The following is a 16390-nucleotide window of genomic DNA, read 5'->3' as shown; positions in this document are numbered from 1 at the left end:
TACCGGCCGTTCGGCGCATGCTGCTTGATCACATCACGCACGCCATGCGCCTGCGATGTCCCTTCTGCCGCGCCCGCTTCACTCTTGGATCACTGATGAAAGTGCCAATGTAGTGCTAGCACGTGTTCGGCTCCAAACTGCCGGACGGACTTCAGCAGAATTCCACAGACCTCGGCTGGTGCTCTCGCGCGGTCGAGGCTGCGGATGGCTTCTATTGTTCTCTGGAACGCTCTGGATGACATACGATTTTGCCCCCAGATCAGAATGTTATGACGTCATTCAACCGTCAACGTTACCAATCTGATACCAGATGCTCTCCGGCTCTCGCGACGGGCGAGACACAGGCTTCGCAGGAGCTTGCCCCATTAGGCTCCTGCTCCCGGTCACGAACCCTGTCCGAAAGTGCAGTTTCTTTAACGCTCCAGCTTTGCAATACTTGCCTGAGGAAACGCCCAGATCCTCTGTTCACAGGCGTTCCGACCAAAATGACTGAAGGAAAACCTTCGGCATATGGGGGAAATCATGAAGAACGCGGCCGATGCGCCCGGCGTCGTTGATCCATACGCAACGCTTGAGAAAATCCTCAAGGTGATTGGTCGATCCTGGTTGAGCGAAGAGTGGCGACTTGAAGACATTCGCCTCCTTGCTCAGGAGGCCATCACAAAACGGGGCAAGAGGGAGGGCGCGAAGGCCGCCCGGGCCGCTGCCCCATCCCTTGAGCCACAGATTCGCTTCGAACCGGGCATCCATCGAACCTCGGTCAAAAGGGGCAACCGGCTTCCCTCGTAGCCTCCTGCAAGCGGAGACCGGTGTTGTCTCAGGGAATCCTCATGACCCGCCTGAGGACACGGGCCTGGAACTCAGAGGCAGCATGGTACGGACAATCCATGCGGCATGTTGTCGAAAGAGCGAACAGCCACACACATCTGCTTTCGGAAATTCCGAGGACCGCTTATAGCTCGTGGAGCGATTTATTCGCGCGAGATCAAACCAGTAAAAACAATCTCGTCGGGGCTCGGATCAGGCAATCACAATGATATTATATAACAAATTCGTCTGGGATGGGCTCCCTCGGCAAGCTTAAGTCTTTCGGAAGGGACTTACGGCATCCTGCAAACACCAGCCTGCTTTCCGTTCGCCGGCCGGTTTCCGTGCGAATACTCGCCTTATCCGTTTCTGCTCTATTCGTTTGAAGAACCATGCCTGCTGTCGAAACATACAATTCAACGGGAAATGCTTACATCGATGCTGTTCTCGGTACGATGAAATGGGTACCAGGCAATCTGACTTATAGCTTCCCCGCAACGGCCGCCTCGTATGGATCGTCCTACGGCGGCGGCGAAACCGCGAAAGGCTTTGGCGCGTTCAACGATGCCCAGCAGGCCATCACGCGCTCGGCATTGAATCTCTATGCGGCAGTCAGCAGTCTGACCTTCCAGGAGCAGAGTGGAGCCAGCACATCCTCTGCCGATCTGCGATTTGCACAATCGGACTTGCCCAGCACGGCATGGGCCTATTTTCCGACAACCGATGCAACAGGCGGCGATGTCTGGCTCAATAATTCCAGCCGTAGCTACGCGAGTCCGGCGATGGGGAACTATGCCTATCTTACGATCATGCATGAGATCGGGCATGCCCTTGGGCTTGAGCATTCGCATGAGGGCAACATGCCCCAAGATCGCGACAGCCTGGAATACACCGTGATGAGCTACCGCTCCTATGCGGGCGCATCGACCAGCACGGGCTATACCAACGAGACCTGGGGTTATCCCCAGTCCCTCATGATGTACGACATCGCCGCAATCCAGCACATGTATGGTGCGAATTACGGGTTGAACGGTGGCGATACGACCTATGCCTGGAGCCCCACGACGGGCGAGATGTTCATCAATGGCATCGGACAGGGCCTCCCCGGCGGCAACCAGATCCTGCTGACCGTCTGGGATGGCGGCGGGATCGATACATACAGCTTCACCAACTACACCACCGGTCTCTCCATCGATCTCGAGCCTGGAGCCTGGACGATAACCGCCCAGGAGCAACGCGCAAAGTTGTATTGGGACGGCTCGAAACTCGCTGCCGGCAATATCGCCAATGCGCTCCTTTATCAGGGCAACGAGCGCTCTCTTATTGAGAACGCCTCCGGTGGTTCCGCAAGCGATGTAATCAAGGGCAACATGGCCAGCAACACGCTGCAGGGCAATGGTGGCGACGACACGCTCTACGGCCAGAACAACAACGACGTTCTGATTGGCGGAAGCGGCAGCGACCTGCTCAACGGCGGGATCGGATCAGACACGGCGAGCTACATCACAGCGAAGGCAGCCGTGACGGCTGATCTCCAGTCCTCCTCGGGCAATCGAGGCGATGCCGCCGGCGACACCTACGAGAGCATCGAGCACCTTACCGGCAGTGCTTACAACGACATGCTCTATGGCAATGGTGCTTCCAATGTCATTCATGGAGAAAGCGGCAAGGATACCCTTTTCGGGCGCAGCGGCAATGATACACTCGATGGTGGATCAGGCAGCGACAAGCTCTATGGACAGAGCGGCAAGGACCTGCTCATCGGAGGAAGCGGCGCAGACGTCTTCGTTTTCCAGACGTTGAGCGATTCTCGTAAATCCACTGTGGATACGATCACCGATTTCCGCCGCGGCTCCGACCATATCGACCTTCGCGGAATCGACGCCAACACCAAGGTTGCAGGCAACCAGGCCTTCAGCTTCATTGGCAAGACTGCATTCCATGGGAAGGCGGGAGAACTGCGCTTTGCCGATGGCATCGTATCGGGCGACGTGAACGGCGACAGGTCCGCGGACTTCAAGATCAAGGTCGCAGACTTGACCACGCTGTCGAAGAACGACTTCTATCTGTGATCAGATTTTTGTGATCTCTCGGTCGGGCAGACCGGGGTTGCCTGCTGGCGAGGGATGGTGCGAGGACAGACTCTTCGGAGCCGAACCGATTCCATCTCGGGAGCCATGCATGCAACCCTCCATCGCCGCCTGTCTCATCCTGCTCGTTGGAACGGTCGCCCCGGTGGTTACGCTGGCAGCCGACAGCGAGCGATCGCTTCCGGAAACGGATCTTGCCGCCCCCTTCCGCACGAAGGAACGCACCTATTTCCGCGAGCACCGACTGCGTGCGTACGAGCGCTCGCGGGCAGGAACGAGCCAAGGCGCCACCTGCACGACGCCGAGAGGCGTGTGCTGGATTGCGGAGCCCCTGTCCGAGAGCAGTGACTGCGCCTGCGAAAGCCGACACCTCGGAACGATCCACGGCACAATTGGTGGCTGACTAAAATAATCCGTTAACCATCTGGACAGATAGCAAGCTCAGGCATTATCCACATCGTGAACCTTCCGGCTTTCGAGGAAGCACGATGGAACAGACGGGAAAACGCCACCCCGCCAACGATGCCCTGGCCTATCTCATGAATCTGATCGCGCTCGCGTTCAGTTTCAGCTGCCTTTGGATTGTCGCATCCGCTGCCAAGATGTGATCTTGTATCCGCAACTTAGCGGGAGCGGAACTCCCTGGCCGCATCGGCGACTTGATAGCTCCAGTAGGTGAGCTGGGCGGCGGCACGACCGATGATGCCGCCATTCCACGTCAGACCGAAGGGCGCGAAGAGACGGTAACGGTCGCTCTCGCCCGTAATGCCTTCTGCGACCACCGTACCGCCGATCGTCGTGGTGTTCATACCGTGACCGCCGAAAGCCGTGCAGTACCAGACGCCTGGCTTCCATGACCCGATCTGCGGCATCAGGTGTCGGGCGTACGACATGAGACCCGACCAGGCGACCTCTACCTTCAAATCAGAGAGTTGCGGATAAGTCGTCACCATCTCCCGTCTGAGCAGGGACGCGATGTTGCGCGGATCGGTCGTTCGGGTGGTGATTCGTCCGCCCCACAGAATTCGGCTCCCCCCATCGACCCGACGATAGTAATCCCCTGCCCGACGATCATCGAGAATCGCCGCCTGCATGCGAATGGCTCCCTGGACCAGATCCGGCGACGACTCGGTCAGCAGAACATAAGTGGCAATCGGCAGGAATGCGCGTTTGAGGGCGGGCAGCACGTCATCCGTATAGCCGCCCGTTGCAAAGACCACGTGCTCGGCGGAAATCTCCGCGCCCGTCGTGCGGACGATCTTGCGGGGTCCCTCAAGATCTGCCGACGTCACGGGCGAGTGCTCGTGAATGGCTGCGCCCAGCCGCATCGCTTCGCGCGCCAGCGCACTCCCGTAGTTCAAGGGATGGAAGTGAAAAGCATCTTCATCCAGAACGGCCTCGTGGTATCTGGGCGAGGCGAGCAACTCTCTCACCTCAGCCCGCGGCAAGTAGCGCAGCGTCTGACCGAACTCGCGCTGCTGGCTTTCACTGGCCGCCTGCAAGGCTCCCCGCGAGTCATAGCGCAGGACTTTTGCGATTCCCGGCACCGGATGAGCGTCCTTGATGCCGAGTTCGTCGATTTCGCTGCGCACGATGTCCACGCCTTCCATGGAAAGCCGGAACAGCTCCCGCGCGTGATCGGATCCTACGCGCCGCTCGATGGAGGAAAGGCCGGTCGCATAGCCTGCGGAGACGAAGCCGCCGTTACGGCCAGAGGCGCCCCAGGCGACACGACGGGCTTCGAGCAGAACGACGCTCCGTCCGGTGCGCGCGAGCTTCAGTGCCGCGGTGAGGCCGGCCAGGCCGCCGCCGATGATGCAGACATCTGCCTCCATGCGGCCCGCCGCCCCCGGATAGGTTTCCGATATGGCGGCCGTGCGGCTGTAATAGGTGTCGACATGGGCTGGCAGCATGCGTCGGGCTAAAGCGTGAGGTCGGAAGCATTGAGATAGATCTCAACCAGCATCTCGCAGCCCTGACGGTCCTCTTCATCGAACCGGTTCGGGCTGGGGCTGTCGAGATCGAGCACACCCAGAACCTTTCCGTCCTTGATGAGAGGCACGACGAGCTCGGAGCGCGAGGCACTGTCGCAGGCGATATGGCCCGGGAAGGCATGCACATCCGGCACCACGATGGGTTCCTTGCGCTCAACCGCTGCGCCGCAGACGCCGCGGCCGACCGCGATCCGCACGCAGGCCGTCTTGCCCTGGAACGGCCCGAGAACGAGTTCCGATCCACGCATGAAATAGAAGCCCGCCCAGTTCAGGTCCGGCAGGAACTGGTAGATCAACGCCGACATGTTGGCGGCATTCGCGATCGCGTCCGGCTCACCCGCCAGAAGCCCGGAGAGTTGCTGAGCGAGGGAAGCGTAAAAGTCCCGCTTGCTGTCGGAGACCGGAATATCTTTGACTTCGAACATGGCAATTTCCTTAGGATTTTCAAAGAATTTTGTCCAGACGTCCTATTCTGCGGCCATATCGGACCTAGCCCCTTTTGCGAGGTCCAGACCCTGGTGGTCGCAGAGGCGGCGGTAGAGGCCGCCTTTTCTGTAAAGCGTGAGGTGGTCCCCCTCCTCCACGATCCGCCCCCGGTCGAACACGAGAATGCGGTCGAGAGCCCGCACCGTGGACAGCCTGTGTGCGATCACGACGGAGGTGCGCCCCACCATGAGCCGTTCCATGGCCTGCTGGATCAGCACCTCCGATTCCGAGTCAAGGGCCGAGGTCGCCTCGTCCAGGATCAGAATGGGCGCATCCGCCAGGAAAGCGCGCGCGATGGCGACCCGCTGCCGCTCGCCGCCCGAGAGCTTCACGCCGCGCTCACCCACGAGCGTAGAGTAGCCTTTGGGCAGACTCATGATGAACTCATGCGCATTGGCGAGACGCGCCGCCTGCTCGATGTCGGCCATCGAAGCGCCGGGCCGCCCGTAGGCGATGTTCTCGGCCAGGGTGCGATGGAACAGGATCGGTTCCTGCTGCACGATCGCAATCTGCGAACGCAGGGACGCCTGCTCGGCCTGAGCGATGTTCTGCCCGTCGATCAGGATCTGCCCACCTGTCACGTCGTAGAGACGCTGGATCAGCTTGACGAGGGTGGTTTTGCCGGAGCCCGACGGCCCCACGAGGCCGACACGCTCGCCTGCTCGGATCATCAACGACAGATCCCGATAGAGCGGAGTCTCGTGTCCGACATAATGGAACGTGACACGCTCGAACGCGACTTCGCCACGGGAGATGTGGATCGGCCTCGCGCCGGCATGGTCCGGCACACCGATGGTCTCTCGATGGATCTCGACGAGTTCCTCCATGTCATTCACGGAACGGCGCAGGTTGTTGATGTGCATGCCGACATCGCGCAGGTATCCGTGGATCACGAAGTAGGTTGTGAGCACGTAAGCGAGATCACCCGGCGTCGCGCGATCCTGCCACCATAGCCAGATGGCCGTCCCGATGATGGCGGCGCGAATGCCGAGCAGCGCGATGAACTGCACCGTGCCGCTGTTGGTGCCCCGTTGCCAGACGCGCCGGGTGCGGGTCTGCCACTTTCCCAGCACCCAGGTGAGGCGCCCGTCCTCGCGTATCTCGGCACCGAACGCTTTGACCACCGGGTTGCAGCTCAAAGCATCCGCCAGAGTGCCGCCGACACGGGTGTCCCACGCATTCGCCAACCGGGCCGCAGGCGCGACATAGAGGGTCGCCAGGAAGCCGGTCATGACGATGTAGGCCAGCGCGCTCACTCCGATGACGAGCCCCATCACCGGCCAGCGCAGGCCCAGGATGATCATCGAACCCGCCAGCACCGTGAGAGAAGGCAATAGGGCCAGCAGGAGCGTATCGTGCATCAGGTCGAGCGCCCACATGCCGCGCGTGATCTTGCGCACGGTGGAGCCGGCGAAGGAGTTGGCGTGCCAGTCGGTCGAGAACCGCTGCACACGTGCGAACGCATCCTGCGCGACGCGCCCCATCACCCGCAGCGTGAGCTCCACGATGCCGTAGAAGGCCAGATGACGCATGACGATCATGAGCAGGCCGAGGCCGGTCATGAACGCGAAGGCGACAAGCGCCGCATGCAGGGCAGCCTCGCGGTCGCTGCTGCCCGTCGCGATGGCATCGACGAGCCGCCCCGCGAAGACGGGCATGAACACGTCGGCCAAGGTCGACACCATCATGGTCACCATGATGAGCACCACATAGCGCGGCTCTTCACGCCAGTGGCGGAACGTGAATTTCAGGACATCGCGGGTGGCGTCCCCGCTTTTCTTCGACTGGTTCATGGAAGCGAACAGGCGGCGCTCGGAGCACGCACCTCTCCCCGGAAGAGTGAAGAGCGACCGTAGAAACGCCGGCTTACGGCGTCCGATGCCGCTCGAAGATCATCACACGTGATAGCTTGGTAAGGTTTGCCGGGCCTTGGAGCCCCGCCTGATCCGACCTAAAGTTCGGACGCGGGAGGAACGTTCAGCAAGCACATAGAAGCCATGCAGTCCTCCCTCTCTAGAAATTAAACCTAGACTCAAAGTAGTCCAGTTCCTTCAACTTGGCAACCGCAGTTTTGTTGCAGGATGATCTGGACCTTCATACGACTTCGAGCGGCCGATAGGGCCCGGACGGCAGTTCCAGTCGAACGGCATCCCCCGCTCTTACCTCGCCATCTTCGACGACAACCCCCATGATGCCGGATTTTCGGACGAGATTTCCATGCGCGTCCCTGCCGAGGACAGCCTTCATGAGGCCTTTTTGGAAGCGATCAATCTGCACACAAGGGTTTCGCAGCCCTGTGACCTCGATCACGGCTCTATCGCCGATGAGCAGTCGCGCGCCCGTCGGCAAGCCGAGAAGGTCGATGCCACGCGTCGTGACATTCTCGCCCATAGCGCCCGCACGGACGTCGAACCCTGCCTCACGCAACTCGTCGTGCAGCTCGGCATGGATCAGGTGAACCTGCCGCAGGTTCGGCTGGTTGGGGTCCTTGGCCACCCGAGAGCGATGCTTGACCGTCGTGCCGAGATGCGCATCACCCTCGACCCCTAGACCTGCCAGGAGACGAATGACATCCTGATTGGGCTTGCTGAAGCTGTGGCTAGGACTCGCACTGACGGCGGTAACGAATGCATGCATCGGGTGTCTCAGCCGCAAGGGAGTGTTTCTCCCTTGTAGCGTCAGAGAACTGCCAGATCCACCGTTTCGAATCCCTTTTCGGCCAAGTGCTGCGCCAACACCCGGCGGTGGCAATTGGCGGGATCGCGCTCGAAGCAGAGCAGGCAGATCGGGCGTGTCAGCGCCAGGGCTTCGAGTTCCTGGAGGGATTCCTGGGCCGGCCCCGTGGCCAGAACCTCGTCGCAATAGATCCGGCGCATCAGTTCGCCGTCACCGGCTCGCGCCGCCTGTCGCCCCGCCTTCGGCGTCCCGAGCCTGATGAAATGCTGGTAGCCGATATCCTGGCCCGCCAGGGCATCACGCAGGGCCGATTTCGAGAACCCACGCTTGCGCGAGAGCGCGACGGCACGCACATCCGCGAGAACCGCGACGCCAGCATCCTTCAAAGTCGTGAGGAAGCGGTCCACGTCCGCTCCCTCGTACCCGATCGTAAATATCTGCGGCCTGTCCATGCCGTTAGGTTACATGGACGGTTGCGGATGTCGAGGCGCCTCAGGTTGCGTGTAGGGCCGCAGCGCTTCAGGCGTGCGGAAGTCGCGCGGCACCTCAAAGTCTCGCGCCGCCCCGTGGCTCTGCTCGATCCCCCGGGGATAGCCCGTGCGGCTGGAGTAATCCTGCATCGGCGGCAGCGGATGGGGGCTTTCGCGACTGAGGGTCTGGGCGCAATACACATCGAGGGCCGTCACGCCCGCCACAGCCGCCATGGCAATCCCGACATTGCCCTTCTTCGGGTTGTTGCCTTCGAGTGCGGTCGCCAGGGTCGCCAAGTCGAGCCCGTCACCCGCGACCCGCCCCCAGATCCACGGTGTCGGGTCCTTCGATGCCAGAATGCCGATGCCGGTCGCGATCTCACGAACGCCATAGCCGGCAATCAGACCCTCCTGCCCCTTCATGCCCAACGCTCGCGCCAAGGCCCGAGGCGCGGCGATTTCAGCGATTCCAAGAGCAATGGAGAACAGCCCGAGCCCACGGGCGAGAGTATCGGTTGCCGTGTCGGCATGACCACGACGGCGCGTTCTTTCGGTTTCGTAACGCATGATCTCACCTATCAGGGTTTGATGACGACCTTGATGCAGCCGTCCTGCTTGTCGCGGAAGACTTTGTACATGTCGGGCCCTTCGTCGAGGGACACCGTATGCGTGATAACGAAGGACGGATCGATCTGGCCATCCTCGATCCGACGCAGGAGGTCGTCCGTCCAGCGGTTCACATGCGTCTGGCCGGTGCGGATGGTCAGCCCCTTGTTCATGATCGCCCCGAAGGGGATCTTATCGAGCAGGCCGCCATAGACGCCAGGAATCGAGAGGGTTCCGGCCGGTCGGCAGACATAGGCCATCTCGCGCAGCACGTGGGGACGATCCGTCTCCATCATCGTTGCCTGCTTCACCCGGTCGTACATCGAATCGATCGTCGCGGTCGCATGCGCCTCCATTCCGACAGCGTCGATGCACTTCTCCGGCCCACGGCCATTGGTGAGTTCATTGAGCCGTTCGATCACGCTCTCCTCGTCGAAATTGATCGTGATGGCGCCTCCGGCCTCCGCCATCGCGAGACGCTCGGGGACCCGGTCGATGGCGATGACCTGCTTCGCCCCGAGCAGGATCGCGCTGCGGATCGTCATCTGCCCAACCGGGCCGCATCCCCAGATCGCCACCGTGTCGGTCGGCTGGATGTCGCACTGAACCGCCGCCTGCCATCCGGTGGGAAAGATGTCGCTGAGGAAGAGGAGCTTCTCGTCGGGAATACCGTCCGGCACCTTGACATGGGTTGCATCGGCGAAGGGCACGCGCAGGTACTCGGCCTGCCCGCCGGGATAACCGCCGGTCAGATGCGTGTAGCCGAAGAGCCCCGCCGTCGTATGGCCGAAGGCCTTCGCGGCAATATGCCCGTTGCGGTTCGTCCGTTCGCAGACCGAGAAATTGCCGCGCTTGCACTGATCGCACTCGCCGCAGATGATGGTGAACGGGATCACCACGCGGTCGCCAACCTTGAGCCTGCCTTTCGACTCGGCTCCGACTTCGACGACCTCACCCATGGTCTCATGCCCCATGATGTCGCCGGACTTCATTCCGGGCATGAAGTGATCGTAGAGATGAAGATCCGAGCCGCAGATGGCGCAGCTCGTCACCTTGATGATCGCGTCGCGCGGGTGCTCGATCTGTGGATCGGGGACTGAATCGCAACGGATGTCGGTGGTGCCATGCCAAACGAGCGCCTTCATCGAATTCTCCTCAGATGCCTGCAAATGGCCAAGCTCCGCCGCTCGACCGCCTTCGTCACAGGAAAGACTTCTTGAGGAGCGTTGCGTTCCCTGAAGCGAGCCGAAAACTGCTCACTATTCCGTAGAAACGATATCGAGAACGTGCTCGGGCAGGCTTAGGATCAGATCGGCGAGTGCCGGTTCCAGAACCTGATGGGCGGCCTCCTCGACCGGAAACCACTGAGATTTCCGCTGCCCCTTCTCGCGCCAGGACTTGAGCTGCTTGGAAACCTCGAGCGGATAGACGTTGACGCGGCACAGGTCGAAGTGAGCAGCCCGACGCTTCCAGTAATCATAGGAGCCGAGAGGCGTGTTCTTGATCTCGCCCTTGACGCCAGCCTCCTCCTCCGCCTCCTGGGCGGCGGCCTTGTGGGGCTTCTTGCCCTTCATGGGCCAGCCTTTCGGAATCAGCCAGCGCTTGGTCTCACGGGATGTGACGAGAAGGACCTCGAGCTTGCCGTTCTTGATCCGGAAAGGGAGTGCCGCAACCTGGCTGAGTTCTTCTTTTGGGGTCTGGGGCATTCGACGAGAGTAGGACTCCTAATGGGATAACTTGTAACGTAGATGATTTGAGCCGGCTAAGAAAGGGTAAAGTCGAAAGCTGCCGAGAACGCCTCCGGCCTCATACGATTCTCTATCCTCTCAAAGCTTCATGACCGCCTCATAACAATGGAAGCCTCCATTTTGATCCAGAAGGACGCCCACCGTGATGACGACTGAGAGCCTGGACATGAGATTCGCCGCAGCCTGCGCCATCGCCCGCGAGGCCGGCGTACTGGCCCGCAAGCGCTTCCTGGAAAGGCCGCGTTCGCAACGGCCGGACTTCAAGGGTCCGCAGGACTTCCTGACCGCGACCGACGCGGAGGTGGAGGAACTGATCCGCGGCCGCCTGAGCGAGCTGTTCCCGGGCGATTCCTTCTTCGGCGAGGAAGGCGGCGGCTCCTTCGAGCGAGATGTCTGGGTGGTCGACCCCATCGACGGCACGGCGAATTTCGCCCGCGGGATCCCTCACTTCGCCATCTCCATCGCCTTCGTGCGCGAGAACCGGGTCGAGATCGGGGTGATCTACGACGTGATGCATGCCGAGCTCTACACGGCCCAGCGGGGGCGGGGTGCCATCCTCAACGGAGAGACGATCCGCGTCAGCGGACTCGAAGACATGAAACAGGCCACCGTGGAGGCAGGCTGGTCGCCACGCCTGCCGCCCGAGCCCTATATCGCCGTGGTGGACAAGCTCAAGACGGCGGGCGCCAACGTGCGCCGTGCCGGGTCGGGCACGCTGGGCCTTGCTTACGTCGCGGACGGGCGCATCGACGCCTATTGCGAACTCCACATCAATTCCTGGGATGCCTTGGCGGGCCTCTTGATCATCGAAGAGGCCGGCGGCTGGACCAACAACTTCCTGGCCAAGGATGGCCTCAGGAAAGGCAATCCCGTTCTGGCCTGCACGCCCGGACTGGCCGCTGCTCTCACAGAGGCGACAGGGATCGCGAAGGAGCCCTGAGACCGCATCTTATTCTAAAGATTCAGATTTGGAGCGCCGGCCAGGCACTTGACCCGCCGCCACAATGGAGGGAGCTTAGCCGACCAACCAATAACAAGAACGACATCACGGGAGGATAGAATGAGCGCAAAGAAGAATCTCGTTGCGGCAACCATGCTGGCAGGGACCGTGACGGCCCTGTCCTTCATGTCCGCAGGAACGGCTCAGGCCCAGGGCGCGCTGGTCATGTATTGCGGCGTGCAGGAGGAATGGTGCCGCGCCATGACGACCGCTTTCGAGCGTGAGACGGGCATCAAGGTCTCCATGACTCGTAAGAGTGCGGGCGAGGTCTACGCCCAAGTCAAGGCCGAGGCCGCCAATCCCCGCGCGGATATCTGGTGGGGCGGCACGGGCGACCCGCATATGCAGGCTGCCGAAGAAGGCATTACGGACGAGTACAAGTCGCCGAAAATGGGCGAGTTGCAGGACTGGGCCGTGCGCCAGTGGGAGCAGTCCAAGGGGCGCACGGTCGGCATCTATTCCGGCGCTCTCGGCTTCGGCTACAACACGGAACTCGCGCAATCAAACAAGATCGGCGAGCCGAAATGCTGGGCGGATCTGCTGAAGCCCGAATTGAAGGACGAGGTGCAGGTGGCGGATCCGAACTCCTCGGGCACCGCTTATACATTGCTCGCAACCATCGTTCAGATCATGGGCGAGGACAAAGGCTTCGAGTACCTGAAAGCCCTGCACAAGAATGTCAATCAATATACCAAGTCGGGCGCTGCTCCGGCCAAGGCCATGGCACTCGGTGAGACGACCGCGGGTATCGCCTTCATGCACGACATCGTCACGATGGTGGTGGACAAGGCGCCCGTGAAGGTGGTCGCCCCATGCGAAGGTACTGGCTACGAAATCGGCTCCATGTCGATCATCAAGGGAGCCAAGAACCTGGACAACGCCAAGAAGTTCTATGATTGGGCGCTCACCGCGGATGCCCAGAAGCTCGGTGCGGAAGCCAAGTCCTATCAGGTGCCGTCGAACAAGAGCACTCCGGTTCCGCCACAGGCTCCCAAGCTCGCCGACATCAAGCTGATCAACTTCGATTTCGCGAAGTATGGATCTTCGGCCGAGCGCAAGCGCCTCCTGTCCAAGTGGGACAACGAGGTCAAGAACCTGCCGAAATAGGCGGACTTGAAGCAGTTTCTGGCGAAGTGGGACTCTGCTTCGCCAGAATCCATTACTGTTGTGATCATGGGGGCCGAGTTCAGCATCGGCCTTGAAGCGAGAACAGAAGATGTCACGGGCAACCCTTGGCTGGATCGTTCTGGGCTGGGTCGGCTTTGCCCTCCTGCCCTGGTACGGCTTCGACCGCACGGTCGTCCCGACCCTTGCGGATTATTTCGTCGGCGGGTCGGCTTTGATCCACGGCATCAAGGGCGCGTGGTGGCTTCTGCCGATCCTGATACCCTTGTGTCTGGGCCTTATTCCCGTGATCCGCCCCTTGGCGCAAGCCAACGGTGGCTGGCTCATCGCGTCCGGGCTTCTGGGCCTCGCGCTCTTCATCCTTCAGGGCTTCGCCATCGGTCTCAATGGCTGGACGCTCGACATCCTGAAGGGCCTCTTCGGCTTACCTGGACCGAGCCAGGCCGGGATGGGCTATGGCGCGGCTCTCACCGCGACCGCCTTCCTCATCATACTCTGTCATGGCCTTGCAGCACGCGGCTGGTGCCGGGGCGATGCATTCGTCACCTCATCGATCGGTGTCGTCATTGCGCTGATCATCGTGTTCGTCTTCTTCCCGGTCACCACCATTCTTGCGAGTGCCTTTGCCGACAACGACGGCAACTTCGCCCCGTACGAATTCCTGTTGAAGTTCCTGGATCGATCGATCTGGGGGCTCGACTGCCTGTCAGGTGATCTGCGCTGCGGCGTCGCCTGGAACACCCTGTTCCTGGGCCTTCTCGTAGGCGTCGGCACCACCGCTCTCGGCCTTGCCTTCGCGCTGATTGCCACGCGCACGGATTTCCGCTTCAAGAAACTCCTCCGCGTGATGAGCGTTCTGCCCATCATCACGCCACCCTTCGTGATCGGCCTCGCCCTGATCCTGCTCTTCGGCCGATCGGGCGCGCTGTCGGCTGTCCTGTGGGACTGGTTCGGCGTGCCGCGGTCCCGCTGGATCTATGGATTACCCGGCGTGCTGATCGCGCAGCTTCTCGCCTTCACGCCCATCGCGTTCCTCGTCCTGATCGGCGTGGTGCAAGGGATCAGCCCGACCCTCGAGGAAGCCTCGCAGACCCTGCGCGCGAAGAGCTGGACGACGTTCTGGACCGTGACGCTCCCCCTCATGCGTCCGGGTCTCGCAAACGCCTTCCTGCTCGGATTCGTCGAGAGCCTGGCCGATTTCGGCAACCCGTTGGTGCTCGGCGGGAATTACGAGGTGCTTTCGACCAAGATCTTCTTTGCCGTCGTCGGCGCGCAGCAGGACCAGGGCCGCGCGGCCGTCTTGTCCATCATCCTGCTCGCCTTCACCCTCGGGGCCTTCTGGCTCCAGCACGCCTGGCTCGGCAAGAAGGTCTACACGACCGTCACCGGCAAAGGTGACGCCGGCATTCCCCTGCCCCTTCCGCGGCGGGTCGCGCTGGCCTCCTATCTCACCGCATTGCCTTGGGCGATCTTCACGGTTGCCGTTTACGCGATCATCCTGGTCGGCGCCTTCGTGCGGTCGATGGGCCGCGACTACACGCCAACCTTCGAGCATTTCCTCACGGCCTTCCGGGTGGAGCGCTCGGGCTCGGGCCTCTACTTTTCCGGCTCCGCCTGGGACTCGTTTTTTGCGACCGTGAAGGTGGCTGCGCTCTCGGCACCGCTCACAGCGGCCATCGGCCTGCTCACCGCTTATCTCCTCACGCGCCAGCGCTTCTCCGGTCAGCGCGCCTTCGAGTTCGGCACGCTGTTGAGCTTCGCCATTCCCGGCACCGTCGTGGGCGTATCCTACATCCTCGCCTTCAACGTGCCGCCCATCGAGATCACCGGAACCGGGTTCATCCTCGTGATGTGCTTCGTGTTCCGCAACATGCCGGTCGGCGTGCGCTCCGGGATCGCGACCCTGAGCCAGATCGACAAGAGCCTCGACGAAGCATCGCTGACGCTGGGAGCCGGCTCGTCGACCACCATGCGCCGCGTGGTGCTGCCGCTGCTGCGTCCGGCGATTGTCGCGTCCCTGGTCTATTCCTTCGTGCGCGCCATGACGGCCGTCAGTGCCGTGATCTTCCTCGTCACCGCCGAATACAACATGGCGACGACCTATATCGTCGGCCGGGTCGAGGCCGGCGAGTTCGGCCTTGCGATCGCCTACTCCACGGTGCTCATCCTCGTGATGCTGGTCGCCATCGTGGCAATCCAGCTCGCGGTCGGCGAGCGGCGCCTCGGACGCCGCAGCGCGAGCGCTGCTCCCTCTCCCGTAGCCGTGCAGGCGATCCCATGAACAACATGCCTTCTATCCATTCCCTGTCCCGCCCGGCAGCCTCCAAGAAGCAGGCGGCATCGGTGCAGTTCCGCAATGTGACGAAGCGCTACGGCAGCGTCACCGCCGTCGACGACGTCTCCTTCACCATCGAGCCGGGCCAGCTCGTGACCCTTCTCGGCCCGTCCGGCTGCGGCAAGACCACGACCCTGCGCATGATCGCGGGGCTCGAGATGGCGAGCGAAGGCCAGATTCTGATCGGCGGACGCGACGTGACGAACCTGTCCGCGGCCGACAGGGACGTGAGCATGGTGTTCCAGTCCTACGCGCTCTTTCCGCACATGTCGGTGCTGGAGAACGTCGCCTATGGGCCGTCCGTTCAGGGCGTGCCGAAGAGGGACGCGATCGAGATGGCCATGGAGAAGCTCGCGCTGATCGGCCTCAAGGGACTCGAGAAGCGCGCTCCGTCCGAACTCTCCGGCGGGCAGCAGCAGCGGGTCGCGGTCGCCCGGGCGCTCGTTCTCGAGCCGCAGGTTCTGCTCTTCGACGAACCTCTGTCGAACCTCGACGCCAAGCTGCGCCGGCGCGTACGCGAGGATATCCGCGAGCTTCAGCAGAGCCTCAACCTCACCGTGGCCTACGTGACCCACGACCAGGAGGAGGCGCTTGCCGTCTCCGACCATATCATCGTCATGTCGAACGCCCGGATCGCCCAGACCGGAACGCCGCGCGAACTCTACGAGGAGCCGGCAAACCTGTTCGTCGCCGATTTCATCGGCGATGCCAACATCATCCCGGGTGAGATCGTGGGCGTCACCGGATCGACCGCACAGGTGAATGTCGGCAATGTCCCTCTTCAGCTCCCGCATCGGAATGCCGGGCCGGGGCCGGTCAAACTCGCGGTCCGACCCGATGCGATCCTGCTCGACGAAGCGGCAACCGGCCCCCTGTCCGGCACGGTTCGCAAGGCATCCTATCTCGGCACGCAGGTGGAATACGAAGTGGAGAGCCCGATCGGGAACCTGTTCGTGGTCCAGTATGGGCGCAAGGAGCCGATCATGACGGGCACGCCGGTGTCGATCGCCTTCACGCCACAGCGCGGTCTCGCCATCATCCCGAACTCTTGAG

Annotated in this window: 15 protein-coding genes; 7 read left to right on the top strand and 8 right to left on the bottom strand. The window is 61.8% G+C overall.

Going from position 1 to position 16390, the window contains the following annotated elements; genetic code table 11:
• Window positions 1-522 precede the first annotated feature (522 nt).
• The 3 genes from NF876_RS07140 (at window position 523) to NF876_RS07130 (ending at window position 3300) form a co-directional block, all read left to right on the top strand.
• Window positions 523-789 carry a hypothetical protein gene (locus tag NF876_RS07140; protein WP_173947136.1) on the top strand — a complete coding sequence of 89 codons (267 nt, stop codon included), beginning with the start codon at window positions 523-525 and terminating at the stop codon, window positions 787-789.
• A 410-nt stretch (window positions 790-1199) separates the two neighbouring features.
• Complete coding sequence (locus tag NF876_RS07135) at window positions 1200-2879, top strand: M10 family metallopeptidase C-terminal domain-containing protein (protein ID WP_210810648.1); 1680 nt, start codon at window positions 1200-1202, stop codon at window positions 2877-2879.
• A gap of 109 nt (window positions 2880-2988) precedes the next feature.
• Window positions 2989-3300: a hypothetical protein gene (locus NF876_RS07130; protein ID WP_173947134.1), complete on the top strand. Its 312-nt coding sequence runs from the start codon at window positions 2989-2991 to the stop codon at window positions 3298-3300.
• A 220-nt stretch (window positions 3301-3520) separates the two neighbouring features.
• Here the strand turns inward: NF876_RS07130 and NF876_RS07125 are convergent, their stop codons facing one another.
• The 8 genes from NF876_RS07125 to NF876_RS07090 form a co-directional block, all read right to left on the bottom strand.
• Window positions 3521-4810 (bottom strand): NAD(P)/FAD-dependent oxidoreductase, encoded by a 1290-nt coding sequence (locus NF876_RS07125; protein WP_210810644.1) that lies wholly within the window; start codon window positions 4808-4810, stop codon window positions 3521-3523.
• Window positions 4811-4818: 8 nt separating this feature from the next.
• Window positions 4819-5316, bottom strand: coding sequence for a free L-methionine (R)-S-oxide reductase MsrC (gene msrC / locus NF876_RS07120; RefSeq protein ID WP_210810639.1), 498 nt, complete (start codon window positions 5314-5316; stop codon window positions 4819-4821).
• A 42-nt stretch (window positions 5317-5358) separates the two neighbouring features.
• Window positions 5359-7170, bottom strand: coding sequence for an ABC transporter ATP-binding protein (locus NF876_RS07115; protein ID WP_210810635.1), 1812 nt, complete (start codon window positions 7168-7170; stop codon window positions 5359-5361).
• Between the two features lie 301 nt (window positions 7171-7471).
• Complete coding sequence (locus NF876_RS07110; protein WP_210810631.1) at window positions 7472-8014, bottom strand: MOSC domain-containing protein; 543 nt, start codon at window positions 8012-8014, stop codon at window positions 7472-7474.
• A gap of 41 nt (window positions 8015-8055) precedes the next feature.
• The gene (locus tag NF876_RS07105; protein ID WP_173947129.1) at window positions 8056-8505 is read right to left on the bottom strand and encodes a DUF488 domain-containing protein; all 450 of its coding nucleotides are present in this window, start codon (window positions 8503-8505) and stop codon (window positions 8056-8058) included.
• A 9-nt stretch (window positions 8506-8514) separates the two neighbouring features.
• Window positions 8515-9090: a cyclase dehydrase gene (locus NF876_RS07100; protein WP_210810627.1), complete on the bottom strand. Its 576-nt coding sequence runs from the start codon at window positions 9088-9090 to the stop codon at window positions 8515-8517.
• A gap of 11 nt (window positions 9091-9101) precedes the next feature.
• Window positions 9102-10274 (bottom strand): zinc-dependent alcohol dehydrogenase, encoded by a 1173-nt coding sequence (locus tag NF876_RS07095; RefSeq protein ID WP_210810626.1) that lies wholly within the window; start codon window positions 10272-10274, stop codon window positions 9102-9104.
• 114 nt (window positions 10275-10388) lie between these two features.
• Window positions 10389-10835: an NUDIX hydrolase gene (locus NF876_RS07090; protein WP_173947126.1), complete on the bottom strand. Its 447-nt coding sequence runs from the start codon at window positions 10833-10835 to the stop codon at window positions 10389-10391.
• 208 nt (window positions 10836-11043) lie between these two features.
• Between NF876_RS07090 and NF876_RS07085 the strand changes: the two genes are divergently transcribed.
• The 4 genes from NF876_RS07085 to NF876_RS07070 all read left to right on the top strand — a co-directional run bounded on the left by NF876_RS07085 (window position 11044) and on the right by NF876_RS07070 (window position 16389).
• Complete coding sequence (locus NF876_RS07085) at window positions 11044-11817, top strand: inositol monophosphatase family protein (RefSeq protein ID WP_247654507.1); 774 nt, start codon at window positions 11044-11046, stop codon at window positions 11815-11817.
• A 120-nt stretch (window positions 11818-11937) separates the two neighbouring features.
• A complete protein-coding gene (locus NF876_RS07080) occupies window positions 11938-12984 on the top strand; it encodes an ABC transporter substrate-binding protein (RefSeq protein ID WP_173947124.1) in 1047 nt (348 codons plus the stop codon).
• Window positions 12985-13093: 109 nt separating this feature from the next.
• The gene (locus NF876_RS07075) at window positions 13094-15283 is read left to right on the top strand and encodes an ABC transporter permease (RefSeq protein WP_262268111.1); all 2190 of its coding nucleotides are present in this window, start codon (window positions 13094-13096) and stop codon (window positions 15281-15283) included.
• 5 nt (window positions 15284-15288) lie between these two features.
• Entirely contained in the window at window positions 15289-16389 is a 1101-nt protein-coding gene (locus NF876_RS07070) for an ABC transporter ATP-binding protein (RefSeq protein WP_262268114.1), read from the top strand.
• Window position 16390: the final 1 nt, after the last annotated feature.

The sequence above is a fragment of the Microvirga yunnanensis genome, from assembly GCF_025460875.1.
The sequence above is the reverse complement of the archived record's forward strand: the minus strand, read 5'-3'. Positions and strand labels throughout refer to the sequence as shown.

Excerpts from the sequence above, each read along its gene's own strand:
- NF876_RS07140 (WP_173947136.1), top strand. The coding sequence starts at position 523 with ATGAAGAACGCGGCCGATGCGCCCGGCGTCGTTGATCCATACGCAACG.
- NF876_RS07135 (WP_210810648.1), top strand. The coding sequence starts at position 1,200 with ATGCCTGCTGTCGAAACATACAATTCAACGGGAAATGCTTACATCGAT.
- NF876_RS07130 (WP_173947134.1), top strand. The coding sequence starts at position 2,989 with ATGCAACCCTCCATCGCCGCCTGTCTCATCCTGCTCGTTGGAACGGTC.
- NF876_RS07125 (WP_210810644.1), bottom strand. The coding sequence starts at position 4,810 with ATGCTGCCAGCCCATGTCGACACCTATTACAGCCGCACGGCCGCCATA.
- msrC (WP_210810639.1), bottom strand. The coding sequence starts at position 5,316 with ATGTTCGAAGTCAAAGATATTCCGGTCTCCGACAGCAAGCGGGACTTT.
- NF876_RS07115 (WP_210810635.1), bottom strand. The coding sequence starts at position 7,170 with ATGAACCAGTCGAAGAAAAGCGGGGACGCCACCCGCGATGTCCTGAAA.
- NF876_RS07110 (WP_210810631.1), bottom strand. The coding sequence starts at position 8,014 with ATGCATGCATTCGTTACCGCCGTCAGTGCGAGTCCTAGCCACAGCTTC.
- NF876_RS07105 (WP_173947129.1), bottom strand. The coding sequence starts at position 8,505 with ATGGACAGGCCGCAGATATTTACGATCGGGTACGAGGGAGCGGACGTG.
- NF876_RS07100 (WP_210810627.1), bottom strand. The coding sequence starts at position 9,090 with ATGCGTTACGAAACCGAAAGAACGCGCCGTCGTGGTCATGCCGACACG.
- NF876_RS07095 (WP_210810626.1), bottom strand. The coding sequence starts at position 10,274 with ATGAAGGCGCTCGTTTGGCATGGCACCACCGACATCCGTTGCGATTCA.
- NF876_RS07090 (WP_173947126.1), bottom strand. The coding sequence starts at position 10,835 with ATGCCCCAGACCCCAAAAGAAGAACTCAGCCAGGTTGCGGCACTCCCT.
- NF876_RS07085 (WP_247654507.1), top strand. The coding sequence starts at position 11,044 with ATGAGATTCGCCGCAGCCTGCGCCATCGCCCGCGAGGCCGGCGTACTG.
- NF876_RS07080 (WP_173947124.1), top strand. The coding sequence starts at position 11,938 with ATGAGCGCAAAGAAGAATCTCGTTGCGGCAACCATGCTGGCAGGGACC.
- NF876_RS07075 (WP_262268111.1), top strand. The coding sequence starts at position 13,094 with ATGTCACGGGCAACCCTTGGCTGGATCGTTCTGGGCTGGGTCGGCTTT.
- NF876_RS07070 (WP_262268114.1), top strand. The coding sequence starts at position 15,289 with ATGCCTTCTATCCATTCCCTGTCCCGCCCGGCAGCCTCCAAGAAGCAG.